General features: G+C 31.2%; 11 protein-coding genes. 1 reads left to right on the forward strand and 10 read right to left on the reverse strand.

Annotated features, from left to right (window positions below; genetic code table 11):
- Positions 1 to 251 precede the first annotated feature (251 nt).
- The 4 genes from HY951_10510 to HY951_10525 form a co-directional block, all read right to left on the reverse strand.
- Positions 252 to 3,356, reverse strand: a complete 3,105-nt coding sequence (locus HY951_10510) for a T9SS type A sorting domain-containing protein (protein ID MBI5540479.1) — start codon at positions 3,354 to 3,356, stop codon at positions 252 to 254.
- Positions 3,357 to 3,486: 130 nt separating this feature from the next.
- A complete protein-coding gene (locus HY951_10515) occupies positions 3,487 to 3,840 on the reverse strand; it encodes a hypothetical protein (GenBank protein ID MBI5540480.1) in 354 nt (117 codons plus the stop codon).
- A 28-nt stretch (positions 3,841 to 3,868) separates the two neighbouring features.
- Positions 3,869 to 5,587 (reverse strand): SulP family inorganic anion transporter, encoded by a 1,719-nt coding sequence (locus HY951_10520; protein MBI5540481.1) that lies wholly within the window; start codon positions 5,585 to 5,587, stop codon positions 3,869 to 3,871.
- A gap of 89 nt (positions 5,588 to 5,676) precedes the next feature.
- The gene (locus HY951_10525; GenBank protein MBI5540482.1) at positions 5,677 to 7,176 is read right to left on the reverse strand and encodes a glycosyltransferase family 39 protein; all 1,500 of its coding nucleotides are present in this window, start codon (positions 7,174 to 7,176) and stop codon (positions 5,677 to 5,679) included.
- 197 nt (positions 7,177 to 7,373) lie between these two features.
- On the opposite strand from HY951_10525, the gene HY951_10530 reads away from it, so the two are divergent.
- Positions 7,374 to 10,052, forward strand: coding sequence for a T9SS type A sorting domain-containing protein (locus HY951_10530; GenBank protein ID MBI5540483.1), 2,679 nt, complete (start codon positions 7,374 to 7,376; stop codon positions 10,050 to 10,052).
- A gap of 156 nt (positions 10,053 to 10,208) precedes the next feature.
- Here HY951_10530 and HY951_10535 read toward each other — a convergent pair whose 3' ends face one another.
- The 6 genes from HY951_10535 to HY951_10560 form a co-directional block, all read right to left on the reverse strand.
- Positions 10,209 to 11,489 carry a replication-associated recombination protein A gene (locus HY951_10535; GenBank protein MBI5540484.1) on the reverse strand — a complete coding sequence of 427 codons (1,281 nt, stop codon included), beginning with the start codon at positions 11,487 to 11,489 and terminating at the stop codon, positions 10,209 to 10,211.
- Between the two features lie 115 nt (positions 11,490 to 11,604).
- Complete coding sequence (locus HY951_10540; GenBank protein ID MBI5540485.1) at positions 11,605 to 12,477, reverse strand: lysophospholipid acyltransferase family protein; 873 nt, start codon at positions 12,475 to 12,477, stop codon at positions 11,605 to 11,607.
- 52 nt (positions 12,478 to 12,529) lie between these two features.
- The gene (locus HY951_10545; GenBank protein MBI5540486.1) at positions 12,530 to 13,594 is read right to left on the reverse strand and encodes a TerC/Alx family metal homeostasis membrane protein; all 1,065 of its coding nucleotides are present in this window, start codon (positions 13,592 to 13,594) and stop codon (positions 12,530 to 12,532) included.
- An 82-nt stretch (positions 13,595 to 13,676) separates the two neighbouring features.
- Complete coding sequence (locus HY951_10550; protein ID MBI5540487.1) at positions 13,677 to 14,219, reverse strand: 2-oxoacid:acceptor oxidoreductase family protein; 543 nt, start codon at positions 14,217 to 14,219, stop codon at positions 13,677 to 13,679.
- Between the two features lie 21 nt (positions 14,220 to 14,240).
- Positions 14,241 to 15,017, reverse strand: coding sequence for a 2-oxoglutarate oxidoreductase (locus HY951_10555; GenBank protein ID MBI5540488.1), 777 nt, complete (start codon positions 15,015 to 15,017; stop codon positions 14,241 to 14,243).
- Between the two features lie 4 nt (positions 15,018 to 15,021).
- Complete coding sequence (locus tag HY951_10560; GenBank protein MBI5540489.1) at positions 15,022 to 16,104, reverse strand: 3-methyl-2-oxobutanoate dehydrogenase subunit VorB; 1,083 nt, start codon at positions 16,102 to 16,104, stop codon at positions 15,022 to 15,024.
- Between the last annotated feature and the right edge of the window lie 19 nt (positions 16,105 to 16,123).

Raw genomic sequence — 16,123 nt, forward strand, 5'->3', positions numbered from 1 at the left:
TTCAGTTAACCGTTCTTTTTGAGTTTGAAAGTGTGTTATGGAATTTTGGCTGGTTTTCCGGCTGGTTAAGGATATAACCTCTTTGTAATAGCTTGAAAAACAATATACAGGAGAGCTTGGTTCTTGAGCCTCTCTCTCCGCGGATAAGAGAATTAAAATTGTGAAAAACCCCAGAAAAACATCTGTTTTTCTGGGGTTTTTTGTTTGTGGGTGTCCTTTTGCTTTTACACAAAAGTTTTCAACTATTTTTTTTAGTCTTTTATAAACTTTTTTACAAATTTTTCTCTCTTTTGATTTTCAGCAGTTATAAAGTAAATTCCACTTGTTAATTTTTCAATATTAATTTGCTGAGTTGAAGAATTGGAAATATTCTTGATTATTAATAACCTACCTGTCATATCTTGAATATATATAGTTTCTAAAATATTATTTTCTGAAGCCATAACAAATATTTCAGTTGAAGCAGGGTTGGGGTATAACGAAATTTGGTTATTTAATCCTTGATAAGGTGAACCCAAAATTTTGATCGTATTTATTGTAGTATTTGTTTTTACTGGTGCATTATAATCAAAATAAATATCTGCAGAATTTTTTATCTGTGCTCCATCGTTTAATAATGGGTTTTGGTTAATAGAATAACATACTAGACCACAGCTTAATAATGGCTCCCAGTTTTCAGGATATAAATGAATATTATTAAAAGTAAATTTTAGTACCCTGTTCTCGTTCATTTCTGCAATGTAATTTTTATTTGAAAACCCAAGTCTTAATGTTGATAAATCAAGATCACTATCTATTGTATCAATTATAACAACATTTTGTGCAAAATAATTTCCTATATTTTGAAAATGTATTATATAGTCAAGAACAGAATCTGAATTGCTTATGTAACCTTGGCTACCAACTCCTTTTGGAAATACTTCTTTGTAGTTGGGGTCAAATGGACCAATAACAACAATTTGTGTGTCATTAACATTATTCCATGGGGAATAATCTGAGAGCCAATTATTCATAGGTGGATTATATGCTGTAGTATCCCAGAAATTAACTGTAGTATTTATAGGAATATTTGTTGGAACAAAATAATTTGAAAGTAACATTGTACCTTGACCTGGTAAAAGGGTTGGGAATCCTGAAGTAATATTATACCAATTAGGTTCGTTTATAGGATCGGGTTGGTTTAAAGCTACTGGGCTTGTTGAGAGATATTGAAGCTGTCCATCATTACTGTTTGATAATTGAATATTAGACTCAGGAACTGTTCCATCATTTTCAACAATTATAGAATGGTAATAATTGTTTCCGGGTATTGCAGGATTAAAATTGGTAGTTCTTATATGAATATCATGTAATGGATTTATATAATTCGCAAAATTTATGGTGTCAGCACAGCCAGAGCTTGCAGTAACTGTTAATGGAATTGAATTATTTTGACATGATGCCAGTGGATAAATATATTGTACTACTTCGGATATTGTATAACTTCCTGTAGGAACTTTAAATGAATAATACCCTTGGTTATTGGTAAAACTATATCCAAAAGGTGAACAATGTACCATAATATTTTGAACAGAATCTTCGCCAGTATTATAAATACAATTTGTATTATTATCAACAAATACTCTTCCTGTAATTGTGCAATAACAGCTATCATTATTATGGTTATAGTCAACATAAGTTTGTTCCCATTTACTACAACCATTTGCATCTATAACATTGCACCAGTAAAACCCTTTTTCTAGTCCGTTAATAGTTGCAGTATTCTGACCATTTGACCATGAAAAACTATAAGGGGGAGTACCTCCGGTAGGATTTGCAGTAATGCTTCCATCATGATTGTACAAACATGTTGCTGCTGTAACATTAAACCCAATATGAACAGGACTTAATAAAATCAGATTCTGACATCTTGTAAACGTACATCCAATATTGTCTGTAATTGTACATATATAGTAGCCTGGAGATAAATTTGAAATAGTAGAAGTATTTGCTCCATTACTCCATAAATATGTAAAAGGAGGTTCGGTACCATTACCAAATAATGTAATACTTCCATTATTATTTATCGGACAAGTTGGGGAAATTGCACTTGGATTACTATAAAAATCACTCAAAGGATAAATTATTGCAGTTCCGGTTCTTTCACAACCAACAGCGTCTGTTACTTTAAATGAATAATTACCTGCTGGCATATTAATAATTGAACTTCCTGTTTGTAGAGGTGATGTAAACCATACAATTGAATATGGTAAAGTTCCACCATTGATGTTTAACGTTACACTTCCGGTAGGAGTAGTGCATGAGCTGGGAGTCGCACTATAATTTACAATTATTGGAGTATTTATTCCAATATAAATGTAATTATTTTTTGTGCATTGATTAGCATCTGTCACGGTTACTTGCAGATTTGTGTTTCCAGCTAAGTTGTTTATTGATTGTGAAGTTGCTCCATTGCTATAAATATATGTATATGGTGGAGTTCCTCCCGAACCAAAAGTAATTACACTACCATTATTATTAGTACAAGTTGCATGGGTTATACTTGTATTTGCGTTAATTATTGTAGACTGATTAACGCTAAAATATTGAGATGAAGTGCAATTTTGAGCATCAGTAACAGTCAGGTTATAATATCCGGAGGTTAAATTACTAATTGTAGAAGTACTTAAGCCATTTGACCAAAGAGTGCTGTATGGTGCTATTCCACCAGTAATATTTGTTATAGTAGCTGTACCATTTGTGCAATTTGCATCCGTAGTATTTACATTATAATGAATTGGAGTTGTTTGGTAAATTGAAATATTAGTATCAGGATAAAAATAGCCACAACCATTAATGTCTGTAACATATGCACAATAAGTACCTAGAGATAAAGTCATAGGATTACCGCTTCCAACCAATGGACCCGGGCTCCAATTATGTCCTTCATACCAGGTTACAGATGCAGGCATATTTCCGCCATCAATAGTTATGTTTATGGTTCCACTTGTATTTGGGCAAACAGGATTTGTTATAACAAGAGGGTAATCCGTTAAGAATGGACGTACTATACCTGTATTAAGTAAAAGATCGTTACCGAAATTATCATGAATATAAACATATGCCCCACTTGAGATATTATACATTGTATCTGTTAAAATTAATACATTTGAATGCGTCCCATTTCCATATTCAAAAGTAAGGGGGGGAGTTAGTCCAGAAGTTATTGTAGTAACTAATATTCCATCGCTATTACATGGCTGTTGTAATACAGTACAGAAACCTGTTTGAGCTTTTGCACTATTATTTGCATAAAATGTTACAACAATTATTAGAATAACCGTTGTGCTTTTTAAAAAATGTAGTAGTGATTTCATATAAATAAGGTTGGTAATAAAATATTATTAATATTTAATTTCTTTATTATATAAAACAAATAAAAAGGTAAATGGTTGCCTGTGAAAAACAATAATATATTAAATTATTGTTTTTCAGAAGTATATTTTATTATTCCTTCAAATCAATAGTGAGTTCTTTACTCATAACATATGATTTTATAGAAGAAAATGGTATTACTGTAATTCCTGATACAGTAGCTTTTGTGTTATCAGTATAATAATACAGAAAAATTGAAGTGGCTGTTAATTCTACTTTTGTTTTATCACCACTATATGTAGCATAAGTATATCTGCTGGTGCCATCAGTATAGAAAGTTTTTGAGTTATTTAAATATACATTATCAAATTTGGTAACTCCTGCTTTTGTCATTGAGGTTTCGAAATCAAGTTTTGTAACCTGTGCAAAACTGTTAATACAGATAGCTACAATAATTGCTGATGTTAAGAAGAATGATTTTTTCATTGTTTTGTTGTTTAAAGTGTTTAGAAATTTATTTAGAATCAGAATTTTCGAATTTTAATTTTTCCTGCATTTCTGCATCTGTTAATGTATGAACAATTACATCATGTATAGAATCTCTTCTGCTAACATGTCCTAATAAATGTTCGACATCTTCGAATCTTAAAATATCACGAACCTCGGAATGGGCTTCGGCTACTTTAAATGAAATACCCTTAGCAGCAAGATTTTCATAAAATCTTTTAATAAGTCTTGCGCCACTAGAATCAATATATGCAGATGTACTTAAATCAAAAATTACAACTTTAATTATTGATTCTTCTTTAAGTATTCTTTCCCAAATAACATTATATACATTTGAGACATTAAAATAAACTAAAGGAGATTCTACTCTGAATAACAAAACACCAGGTAAGATCTCATTATCAGGATGTCTTTTTATATCGGTATAACGATTTGTACCAGGTATTCTACCTAGTATTGCAATATGTGGACTTGATACGGTTCTGATTATTAATAATAAGGAAGCAAGTGCTGCAATTAAAACACCGTTTAAAATACCGAAACTTATAACACTTAACAATGCAAGTAAAGCAATAATAAAATCAAACTTATTTACTTTACGCATTCTGTTAAGCTCTTTAAAATCTATAAGCCCAGATACAGCAATAAGTACAATTGATGCGAGTATTACTGTTGGTAAATTTTTTAACAATCCTGTAAAAAACAATAAGCAAATACCAATACAAATTGATGCAAACACAAGTGCCATCGGAGTTTTAGCTCCGGCTTTTTCGTTTACTGCAGATTGTGATAATCCGCCACTTACCGGGTAACCATGACCAAAAGATGTAGCTAAATTCGAGAGGCCTAAAGCAAGTAATTCCTGACGTGCGTCAATATCGTAACCATTTTTTTGTGCAATAGCTTTGGCAGCCGAAACACTTTCAATATATGCTAAAAGAAAACATGCAAATGCAAGTGGAAGCACGCTATTAATATCTTCCCAATTAAAATTAGGAATATGTAATTGAGGTAATCCTGCTGGTATATCTCCAACTGTTTTAAATCCTAATCCGCCAATAGATGTTAATGTTATTACAATTATTGAAAGCACAACTACAACTAAAGTGACAGGCTTACCAGGTAGAAATTTTTTACCAAGAATCATCAATCCTATTGCAACTAAACCGAAAATTAAAACATAAATATTTGTATCAGGAATTTGATGATAAATATTAATAACCCTATTGAAAAAATCGTCGCCCCCACCAGATATTCCTAATAATTTGGGCACCTGTGTTAATCCTATTGTGATAGCAGCACCGGCCTTAAAACCAACAAGTACGGTTTCGCTAATGAAATTTATAATACTACTTAAATGTAAAATATAAGCTAAAAAACTCATAGCTGCAAAAACAAGTGCAGTAAGTGAAGAAAGATCAAGCCATCTTTGTGTATCGCCATTGGATAAAGTTGCAAGGGTTACACCAATTAACATAGAAATTGCAGAAGTTGGACCAATTGCGAGTTGTTTTCCGGTTCCTAACATAGCGTAAAATAATCCGCCTAATAAATATCCGAAAATTCCATACTGAGGTGGTAAACCTGCTAGTGTTGCATAAGCCAGCGAAACCGGAATTGCGTATGCTGCTAAAGTTATCCCAGCTACCGCATCGTATCCTAAAAGTTTTAAAGTATATGATGGTAACCATTCAAGTGCTGGGAAAAGCTTTTTTATGTTAATCATAATTTGTTTTTAACAATGTGTTCTTAATTCAAAATTATTATTTAAATGTTAAACTTAAGAAGGATTTGCTTATAATAATTATAAAATTATTAATTAAAAGTGTATTCATATAATGAAGCGTCTGGATAGTTTTTTACCATTTTAATTGGAAAATGTATGTTATCTTTTATGAGTATTATTGTATCTTGTTTAATTGTAACTACATTGTTTAAAAGTCCTTTACTACAAATTAATAAATAACCATTTGGTTTTTCAGTAACAATTCTTTTTATTTCATCAGAAATAAAATTTAAATCACTGTTTTGATCAACTAATACTATGTTATTTCTTGGTAAGTTAGACATAAAAGCAATGCAATAAGTACTTTCCCAATTCCAAAAATCAATAATTAACCCTGATTTTATGCTAACATTTGATTTTACAATATTATTTATTTCATTAGCTTCTTTACTTAATAATCTGGGGATGGGTCTTGCTCCTTTTGAGCTATATGCAAAAGCTAAAATAAAACCTGTAAAGCCAAAAACTAACGCCATTATAATTTTCTTTTTATTTAATGTATTAAAATAATACCCAAACATTGGAAAACATATTATGAATAAGGTAATTGTAAATCGATGCTGTAATAATAGCGAGCCTCTTAATGTATTAAATAAGAAAATAATAAATACTATCGAAAATACAATGCTAAATGTTATTATTGTTTTTTTATATTCAATATTTTTATATGTTTTTATTATCGTTTTGATAAAATAAAAAAATGCGATAGGTCCAAATGCAAATATTAATGACAAAGGGTAAAACCAAATTCTTCTTAAGAAACTTTCTATAGAATCAATTTTATTTGTTTCAGTTGCTAAGTCTGCCCATTTAAAACTATTTAAAAAATATCCGCTATCTAAATAGTTTGATATAAGCCATATGCATGGAAAAATTAAAGCTGTGGAATTAAAAACAAGAAAATCTTTTTTAGAATATTTTATTAATATTAAAATTGAAAATAATGTTGAAAGTATCCATATTTCATATCTAAAACCACCGGCTATACTTGTTATTAAACCTCCTAAAAAAACATATAGTATTTTTTTTTCATCAAGTCCTTTGTATAGTAAATTAGCTGATAATATAACAAAGAATAGATAAGGTGTCTCAGCTAAAGTTAATAAGCTAAGTCTAAAAATAATTGGTGAAAGTGAGAATAAAAAACAAAGAATTAGAGCAGTGCTTTCATTGTGTAATCTCTTGAAAAAGAAATATAATGGGAAAAGTGTAGCACTGCTCAAAACAATATTTAAAATTAACGGAGTATAAAATTGATTGTTTAATATTTTAAGTGCGCTACCCATAAGATAAAAATGAAAAGGACCCCAATTTCCACCTTTTATCCAATATGGATTTTTTAACCAGCCTAATGAAATAAAAATTCTTGAAACACCATCTGAATCAACTGTATGAATCAAAGGCAACAAGCAAAGTTTAACGATTAGCAATGATATGCTAAATAGAATAAGCCTTTTAAAAGTGTCATTAAAATAAAATTGTTTTTCAATTTGTTTGGAATTATTAATTATTAAATTTCCTTTACTCATATTTTTTTATTAATTCTAAAAATAATTAATTTGTTCAAATGTATTAAATAAATTAATTCTCAAACTAGTTTATCATTTTATATTTAGTATTTTGTATTTATTTTTAGATTCAATATTACTGTTTAAATAATTTATTCATTAAAATTATCTTTGTGCAACTTTTATGCATTTGTAACTGTCTAATTTAAAACTAAAATATGAAAGCAGCATTATTCTTTTGTTTTAATCTTATTATTCTTAGTGCATTTTCTCAAGTAGGTAAAGATTGTGCAAATCCCAATATTATTAATTCATTACCTTTTTCATTTACTGGAACTACAAGCGGTTATGGAATGGATTATCAGGTTGGACCAAATAATACTACGTATATGTCAGGTAATGATTATGTATTGCAATTTCATCCAGCTACAAATATGAATATCTCAATCAATTTATTAAATACAAATTCATTATGTGGTTTGTTCTTATTTAATAATTGTCCTGATGCTCCTGGTGTACATTGCGTTTCATATGTAGAAGCTGCCAGTGGTAACCCATCTCTGTATAATATTGCAGTTTATAGCGATACAGTATATTATATAATAATTGATACTTATAATGTTGCAAATTTATTTCCATCAACTACTTTTAATATTAATGTTGTTGAAGCATTTAGCATCGACCTGGAGGCAGTAATGTTACGTGCACCAAGAACTAGTTGTTCTTTAACTGATACTGCAGGAGTTGTTTTGTTATACAAAAATATGGGAAACGATACTTTGTATAATGTTCCTGTAGGTTATCAAATTGACAATAACCCACCGGTAATAGAGACCCATTCAGATCAGATTTTACCATATCAGAGCTATTACTACACATTTAATACTCGTGCTGATCTTACAATTTCAAATAAAACATATAATTTTAAAATATTTACTGCCTATGTTGGTGATGTAAATAGCTCTAATGACACCATTTATTTTCCAATAACAAATAACAATAGTGTAAGTACATTTCCATATTTTCAGGATTTTGAATCCAATACTGTTGGTTGGACTACAGCTTGGATAGATCAAACTCATCCAGGTTCAAGTTGGCAATGGGGAACACCTGCAAAGACTACAATTAATTCAGCTGCTTCAGGTACTAAGTGCTGGGTAACAGATACAATTGGAAATTATTTGTCTAATGAGAATTCATATGTCATAGGTCCCTGTTTTGATTTTAGTTCATTAACTCTGCCTGTTTTAGAATTTGATTTATGGTATAAAACTGCAACTGCGGATATTGCACAGATTGAATACACAACTGATAATGTTTTTTTTCAAAATATGAACTGGCATAGATTAGGTAATACCGGTGACGGAAATAATTGGTATAATACACCATCAGGGTATTCAAGTTCTGGTTGGAATGGATCAAGTGGAGGATGGTTGCATGCCCGACATGCACTTGATTCATTAATTGGAAAGCCATTTGTGATTTTTAGAATTGTTTTTAGAGGTGGTGTTAATGGTGTTGATGAAGGAATTGCAATAGATAATATTAAGATATCAGAATCACCATTGAATGATTTGTCAGTTGACCAGATTATTGAACCAATTGGAAGTTGCAGATTGACTGTTACGGATTCTGTAAAAGTTAAAATAATAAATCATGGAATGAATTCTATTCACGATTTTGATGTAAAATGCTCTGTTGATGGTGGTATTACTTATGTTACGGAAACAATTGCAGATACTTTAGACTTTCAGGAATCAATGATTTATAAGTTTAATTCTACATTCAATTTTGGTGCAGATGGTTTATATAAAGTAATTGCAACAACTGCTTTGCCATCCGAGCAAAACACTTCAAATGATACCGCTTATGCAGATGTAATGCATTATTCGTTGATTTCTAATTATCCATATGTTGAAAATTTTGAAACAAATAATGGTAATTGGTATGCAACTGGATTAAATTCTTCATGGCAATGGGGTGTTGTAGCAGATACGGCTTTAACTACAGCATCATCCGGAACACATGCATGGGCAACTAATTTAACAGGTTATCATAATCTTGCTGAAAGATCTTATGTTACAAGTCCGTGTATTGATTTAACGTCAATGCAAAACCCTATGTTAAAGATGATGATATGGTATAAAGAAACATACCCTACATATTGTCAGTTAAAAATTTCAACTGATGGTGGAAATGTTTATTCTGCATTAGGTTCAGCAAGCGATCCAGATTGGTATAATGCCGGATATTCATGGACATATTCATCATTAGGATGGAAGCAGGTAAAGCATTCTTTAAAAAACTATATTAGTGTGCAAGATGTTAGATTGCAGTTTTATTTTGAAGGGACTGTACAAAATAAAGGTTTTGCTTTTGACAGTATAGTTATTTGTGATGCCCCATTAGCTTCATTTACAGAAATAAATAATAAAGGTTGGCAGGTAAAGTTTAATAATACGTCAACACTAATGGATTCTTGTAAATGGGATTTTAATGATGGATCATTTTCAACTGAAATAAACCCGGTACATCCATATGCCAGTTCTGATACTGTTTTGGTGACTTTAATAGTGTATAATTCATGTGGATCTGATACTATTAAAAAGTGGGTTCACCCAAAATATGTTGGTATAACTGATAATCAAATTGAAAGTATGGTTAACCTATATCCTAATCCTGTTAAAGATGAATTAAATGTTGAATTGATGGGAGGAATTGGGAACTGTGTTATAGAAATAAACAATGTTCAGGGAGAAACCGTTATTCTTAAAAATATTAATATAATTCAGAAGTCTAAAGTTCTTATTCCAACAAACAAATTAGCTTCTGGGTTGTATTATGTTAAGATTAGTAGATCGAAAGGTATTCTTAATAGAAAGATTGTGAAATATTAGAGAATTCTCAAATTACAGGTAATTTTTATTTCATCCATTTTGTCATTCTGTCCGCCGCGGCGGAGTAGTGAAGAATCTAGTGTAGTATTGCGAAATAGATCCTTCATTCCGCAATGCTACATTCAGGATGACAAAACACACAGCTTGTTTTTAGTCTTATTTATACCCGTATTTCCCTTTCCACCTTTGAGCAAGAAAAGCTAAAATTTCTTTTTCTTTAGCTGTTGTTTGTGGGTTGTATAAGCAGGTTCCGGAAATTTTATCCGGTAGAAATTCCAAATCAACAAAATTATTTTCGAAGCTATGAGCATATTTATATTCTTTACCATAGCCAATATTTTTCATTAGCTTTGTTGGTGCATTACGCAAGTGAAGTGGGACTGGCAAATCCCCAGTTTTCTCAACTAATGCTAATGCAGCGTCAATAGCAGAATACGTTGAGTTGCTTTTTGGTGAGGTTGCAAGATATACAGCCACTTCAGAAAGTATAATTCTTGATTCTGGCATTCCTATCATACTTACTGCTTCAAAACAATTTGTTGCTAACAAAAGTGCATTTGGATTTGCAATTCCAATATCCTCAGAAGCCAGAATTATCATTCTTCGTGCAATAAATTTAATGTCCTCGCCACCGGCAAGCATTCGTGCGAGATAATATACTGCAGCATTGGGATCGCTTCCACGTATTGATTTAATAAATGCAGAAATTATATCATAATGTTGTTCTCCGCCTTTATCATAGATTGCAATATTCTGTTGAAGTACATCTACTACATTTTTGTTATTTATTATAACAACATCCTTTTCAAATGCATTTGAAACTAAATCGATAATATTTAATAATTTTCTTGCATCACCACCTGAAAATCTTAGAAGTGCCTCGGTTTCTTCTAAATTTATTTTTTGTTTTTTTAGTACTGAATCATTTTCTATGGCTCTTTTTGCAAGATTAAGCAAGTCTTCTTCTTCTAATGATTTTAAAATATAAACCTGACAGCGTGATAATAATGGAGTAATTACTTCGAATGATGGATTTTCTGTTGTCGCGCCAATAAGTACAACTGTTCCTTTTTCTACAGCACCAAGTAACGAATCCTGCTGTGATTTACTGAATCTGTGAATTTCATCAATAAATAGGATAGGAGCTGGGCTATCAAAAAAATGCTTTGATTTTGCTTTCTCAATTACTTCACGAACATCTTTTACTCCCGAATTTATTGCACTTAAACTAAAAAAAGGACGATTTAAAATATTTGAAATAATATTTGCCAGAGTAGTTTTTCCAACACCGGGAGGTCCCCAGAATATCATTGAATGAATATTCCCGCTTTCTACCATTTTGCGTAAAACAGCATTCTCTCCAATTAAATGTTTTTGACCTATGTATGAGTCAAAATTAATTGGCCGCATTCGCTCTGCTAGTGGCTTGTTTGACATATATTCAATTACTGATGTTCTGATAACGAATTATGAATGTAAAATTACGAATATTATAATTATGGATTACAAATTATTAATTCTTTGAAAATATCAATTGATTTGTTATTCGTAATTAGATTTTAGGTTTAATTTTCCACCTTCGATGTGACCATAACCAATCTTCTGGCTTTTTGCGAATTACTGCTTCCAGCTTTTGCATGTAAACTCGAGTGATTTCTCCATTTTTTTCATTAAGTGGTTCATCAGTAATTTTTGAAAGTTCAACTGTGTAATGACCACGTTTAATTCTTTGAATGTCCAGAAAAACAACAGGCAGATTATATAGTTTTGCATAGTTTTCTGGTCCATGTAAGCATGCTGTTTTTTGATTTAGAAAATCAAGCCAATATGCTTTATTTGCGTTTGACGGACTTTGATCGCCAACCATTGCAAAGAATGCTGGTTTATTCTTATAGCTTTCAAATGATATAGCAGTTACATAAATTGAACAAAGGTGCATTCCATTTCTTCCTCTGTTTCTTTTCATGTATTGGTCAATATGTTTGTTAGATAATGGTTTGTAAAAGCCAACCGGACTATGTTTTAGATACATACTTGATGCAAGAGCAGCCCACTCCCAATTGGCATAATGCCCGGTAACTCCAATTACTCCGCGATTTGATTTATAAAGCAAGTCTAAAAATTCCGGATTTAAAACAACTAACCTTTGTTTAATTTGTTTTTTAGACATTGTAAAACTCTTAATAGACTCAACTGCTAAATCAGAAATATTAAGGTAAACTTTTTTTATGATTTTCTTTTTTTCTTTTTCAGTTAACCCTTGAAAAGAATTTGAAAGATTTTGATAAATTACTTTATATCTGTATTTAAATACTGAACCAATTAGGAATGCTAAAAATGAAGAAAATAAATACAAAACAAAGAAAGGTGTAATGGCAAAAACCAGAACGAAAAAAAGGAATATTATATAAATTATGAAGTTCATTTATACAAAGGTAATAAATAAGAGATTTTAAAATCTAAAGACAAGTAAAATCTTATTCCAAATGAATTTCTTCTGATTTCTTTGGAGGAAAAATTACAGATGCTAAAATGCTAATTACTAAAATTCCTAATACTACATATAAAGAATGTTCTGTAGTAAACCCAATTTCTTTAAGCCATGAATGAAGAAACATTTTTGTTCCAATAAAAGCTAGTAAAAATGACAATCCGGTTTTTAAATAATGAAATAGGTTAATTACATGTACTACCAGAAAAAACAGTGATCTTAATCCTAAGATTGCGAATATGTTTGAAAAGAAAACAATATATGGGTCTTTTGTTATAGAGAAAATTGCAGGAACAGAATCAACGGCAAAAATAACATCAGAAAATTCAATAACTAATAAAACAAGAAACAATGGAGTCATTTGTAAAACTTTTTTTCTTCTGATGAAGAAATTCTGTCCTACATATCTTGGAAATACATTAAAATATTTTGAAGCAAATCTTACAACAGGGTGTTTCTCTGTATCTATTTTCTCTTCTTTGTTGCGGTTTAAAAACATTTTAACTGCTGTGAATATTAATAATCCACCAAAAATATAAAGTGTCCAGTTAAATTTTTGAATTAATGCAGCACTTAGAAAAATAAATAAGAAGCGCATAACAATGGCACCAAGAATTCCCCAGAATAAAACTCGTTTATAGAATTTTTCTTTAACAGAGAATGAATAAAAAATCATAACCATAACAAAAACATTATCAATCGATAACGCATATTCAATAAGGTAGCCGGTTATATATTCAAGAGATAAATTATTATTATAAATGGATAAACTTTCTGCGAAGTTACCTGCAACTAATGTTATAGGATGCGAGTTTTGTATTACCTTTTGTTGCAGTTCATCATAGTTGTCAATTCCATGAATTACATGTCCGTAATATCTTAATGTAATCCAAAATATTAGTGACAGGCTTATCCAAACAACGCTCCATAAAGAAGCTTCTTTAAAAGATACAACATGGCTTTTTCTGCCAATCAAACCTAAATCAGCATATAGGATTAGTATAATAAATAATATAAATCCAGAGAAGAAAAGTATTTCGTTATAATTCATATTACAAAATTGATTATTTAAAACGATTTTTTAAAACGATTTAAATATTATTAATAAAAAAAGCTGCCGAAGCAGCTTTATTTTATTTTTGTTTAATAATTTCCATGCCCCGCATAACTCCATTTTTATTCTCTGGAATTAGTCCGTGGTGTCTTTTTGGTAGTGATTTTTCTAATCCTTTTACAATATTTTCAACTAAAATTACTGGTTTAATCTTTAAATAACCACCAAGCACTATCATATTGAATATTTTCACATTTCCCATTCGATTTGCTTCGTCAGTTGCATCTATTGAATAAATTGTAATGTCTTTTCTGGTTGGATGACGAGTAATTCCATTAGGATCATATACTAATATACCACCAGGTTTAACAGTTTTTTCAAATTTATCCATTGATTGTTGATTTAGTATGATAGCTGTATCAAACTCATTAACAATCGGGGAACTTATCATTTCATTACTTAGAATAACTGTAACATTAGCAGTTCCTCCACGCATTTCTGGTCCGTATGAAGGCATCCAGCTAACTTCTTGATTTTGCATAATACCTGAATATGCAAGAATTTTACCCATTGAAAGCACACCCTGTCCTCCAAATCCGGCTATAATAATTTCTTCTGTCATGATTCTTTTTGTTTAATGTTACTAAACTTTTTCTAACTGAGGAACTTTAATGTCACCTAAAGGGTAGAATGGGAACATATTATCTTCCATCCATTTATTAGATTGGTTTGGAGTCATTTTCCATCCCGAATTACAATTTGAAACTATTTCAACAAAAGAAATTCCTTTTTTTAGTTTTTGGTATTCAAATGCATTTCTTAAAGCTTTTTTAGTTTTACGAACCGCATTTGGCGTATGAACAGCCTGACGAGTTGCATAATATACACCTGGTAATTGTGCTAAAAGTTCAGTGATTTTTAATGGATTTCCCATTATTTCTGTATTACGACCAAAAGGGCATGTTGATGCTCTCATTCCGGGAAGTGTTGTTGGAGCCATTTGTCCTCCAGTCATTCCATAAATACCATTATTTATGAAAATCATAGTAAAGTTTTCACCTCGGTTACAAGCATGAATTGTTTCAGCTGTGCCAATTGCTGCTAAATCACCATCACCTTGATAAGTAAAAACAAATTTATCAGGCATTAATCTTTTTACAGCAGTTGCAAGTGCCGGTGCACGACCATGAGCTGCTTGTTGCATATCAATATCTAAAAATTCATACGCTAATACAGAGCAACCAACAGGAGCAATACCAACAGTATCAGAATAAATATTCATTTCTTCCAACACTTCTAGCAACATACGATGTGCAGTACCGTGTCCGCAGCCAGGACAGTACGAAAGAGGCTTTTCTGTAAAAAGTTTCGTTTTCTTGTAAACGATGTTTTCTGGTTTTATAATATCTTTAATATCCATATGTTTATCCTCCTAAATAAGTAGATTTTAATGCTTCAAATACTTCACCCGGTGAATGAATAACGCCACCAGTTCTTCCAAAATGATTTACCGGAACTTTGCATTCAACAGCAAGTTTAATGTCTTCAATCATTTGACCAAGGCTCATCTCTACAGATAAGATACCTTTTATTTGTGAGCTTAGTTTTTTTAATTCTTCTGATGGGAATGGAAATAAAGTGATAGGACGGAAAAGTCCAACTTTTATTCCTTGTGCACGAGCCATATCAACAGCTTTTTGACAAATACGTGCACTTGAACCATAAGCTACAAAAAGATATTCTGCATCATCGCATTGTATTTTTTCAAATTTAACATCTTCTTGTTGCATTCTTTTATATTTATCTCTGAGTTTGAAAACATGTTGTTCCTGCTCATGAGAATCTAAAAGAAGAGATGTTATAATATTACGTTCGCGGTTGGCTTTTTTTCCAACTGTAGCCCATGGACATTGTTTTTCAATTTCCTCAGGTGTACGTCTAGGAATAGGATCAAAAAGCACAACTTTTTCCATCATCTGACCAATAGCACCATCACTTAAAATCATAACAGGGTTACGATATTTAAAAGCCATATCGAATCCGATTTTTACAAAATCGCACATTTCCTGAACTGAAGAGGGTGCAAGTACATACATTCTGTAATCGCCATGACCACCACCTTTAGTAGCTTGAAAATAATCTGATTGAGAAGGCTGAATAGTTCCTAAACCGGGACCACCTCTAACTACATTTACAATTACAGCAGGTAATTCAGCACCTGCCAGATATGAAATGCCTTCCATTTTTAAACTAATACCGGGACTAGAAGATGATGTCATTACCATTCTTCCGCAAGATGCTCCACCATATACCATATTTATAGCAGCAACTTCACTTTCTGCTTGTAACACAACCATACCTGTTGTTTCGTAAGGTTTTTCGGTCATTAAATATTCCATAATTTCCGATTGTGGAGTTATAGGATAACCGAAATAACCATCGGCACCAGCTCTAATAGCAGCTTCGGCTACTGCCTCATTGCCTTTCATTAATTTTAATTCGCCCATTGCTTTCTTTTTTTTCGAT

The sequence above is a fragment of the Bacteroidia bacterium genome (genome assembly GCA_016218155.1).
In the GTDB taxonomy this organism is placed as follows: domain Bacteria; phylum Bacteroidota; class Bacteroidia; order Bacteroidales; family GWA2-32-17; genus GWA2-32-17.

Coding starts and splice junctions, on each gene's coding strand:
- HY951_10555 (MBI5540488.1), bottom strand. CDS start 15,017: ATGGATATTAAAGATATTATAAAACCAGAAAACATCGTTTACAAGAAA.
- HY951_10550 (MBI5540487.1), bottom strand. CDS start 14,219: ATGACAGAAGAAATTATTATAGCCGGATTTGGAGGACAGGGTGTGCTT.
- HY951_10530 (MBI5540483.1), top strand. CDS start 7,374: ATGAAAGCAGCATTATTCTTTTGTTTTAATCTTATTATTCTTAGTGCA.
- HY951_10525 (MBI5540482.1), bottom strand. CDS start 7,176: ATGAGTAAAGGAAATTTAATAATTAATAATTCCAAACAAATTGAAAAA.
- HY951_10545 (MBI5540486.1), bottom strand. CDS start 13,594: ATGAATTATAACGAAATACTTTTCTTCTCTGGATTTATATTATTTATT.
- HY951_10520 (MBI5540481.1), bottom strand. CDS start 5,587: ATGATTAACATAAAAAAGCTTTTCCCAGCACTTGAATGGTTACCATCA.
- HY951_10540 (MBI5540485.1), bottom strand. CDS start 12,477: ATGAACTTCATAATTTATATAATATTCCTTTTTTTCGTTCTGGTTTTT.
- HY951_10535 (MBI5540484.1), bottom strand. CDS start 11,489: ATGTCAAACAAGCCACTAGCAGAGCGAATGCGGCCAATTAATTTTGAC.
- HY951_10560 (MBI5540489.1), bottom strand. CDS start 16,104: ATGGGCGAATTAAAATTAATGAAAGGCAATGAGGCAGTAGCCGAAGCT.
- HY951_10515 (MBI5540480.1), bottom strand. CDS start 3,840: ATGAAAAAATCATTCTTCTTAACATCAGCAATTATTGTAGCTATCTGT.
- HY951_10510 (MBI5540479.1), bottom strand. CDS start 3,356: ATGAAATCACTACTACATTTTTTAAAAAGCACAACGGTTATTCTAATA.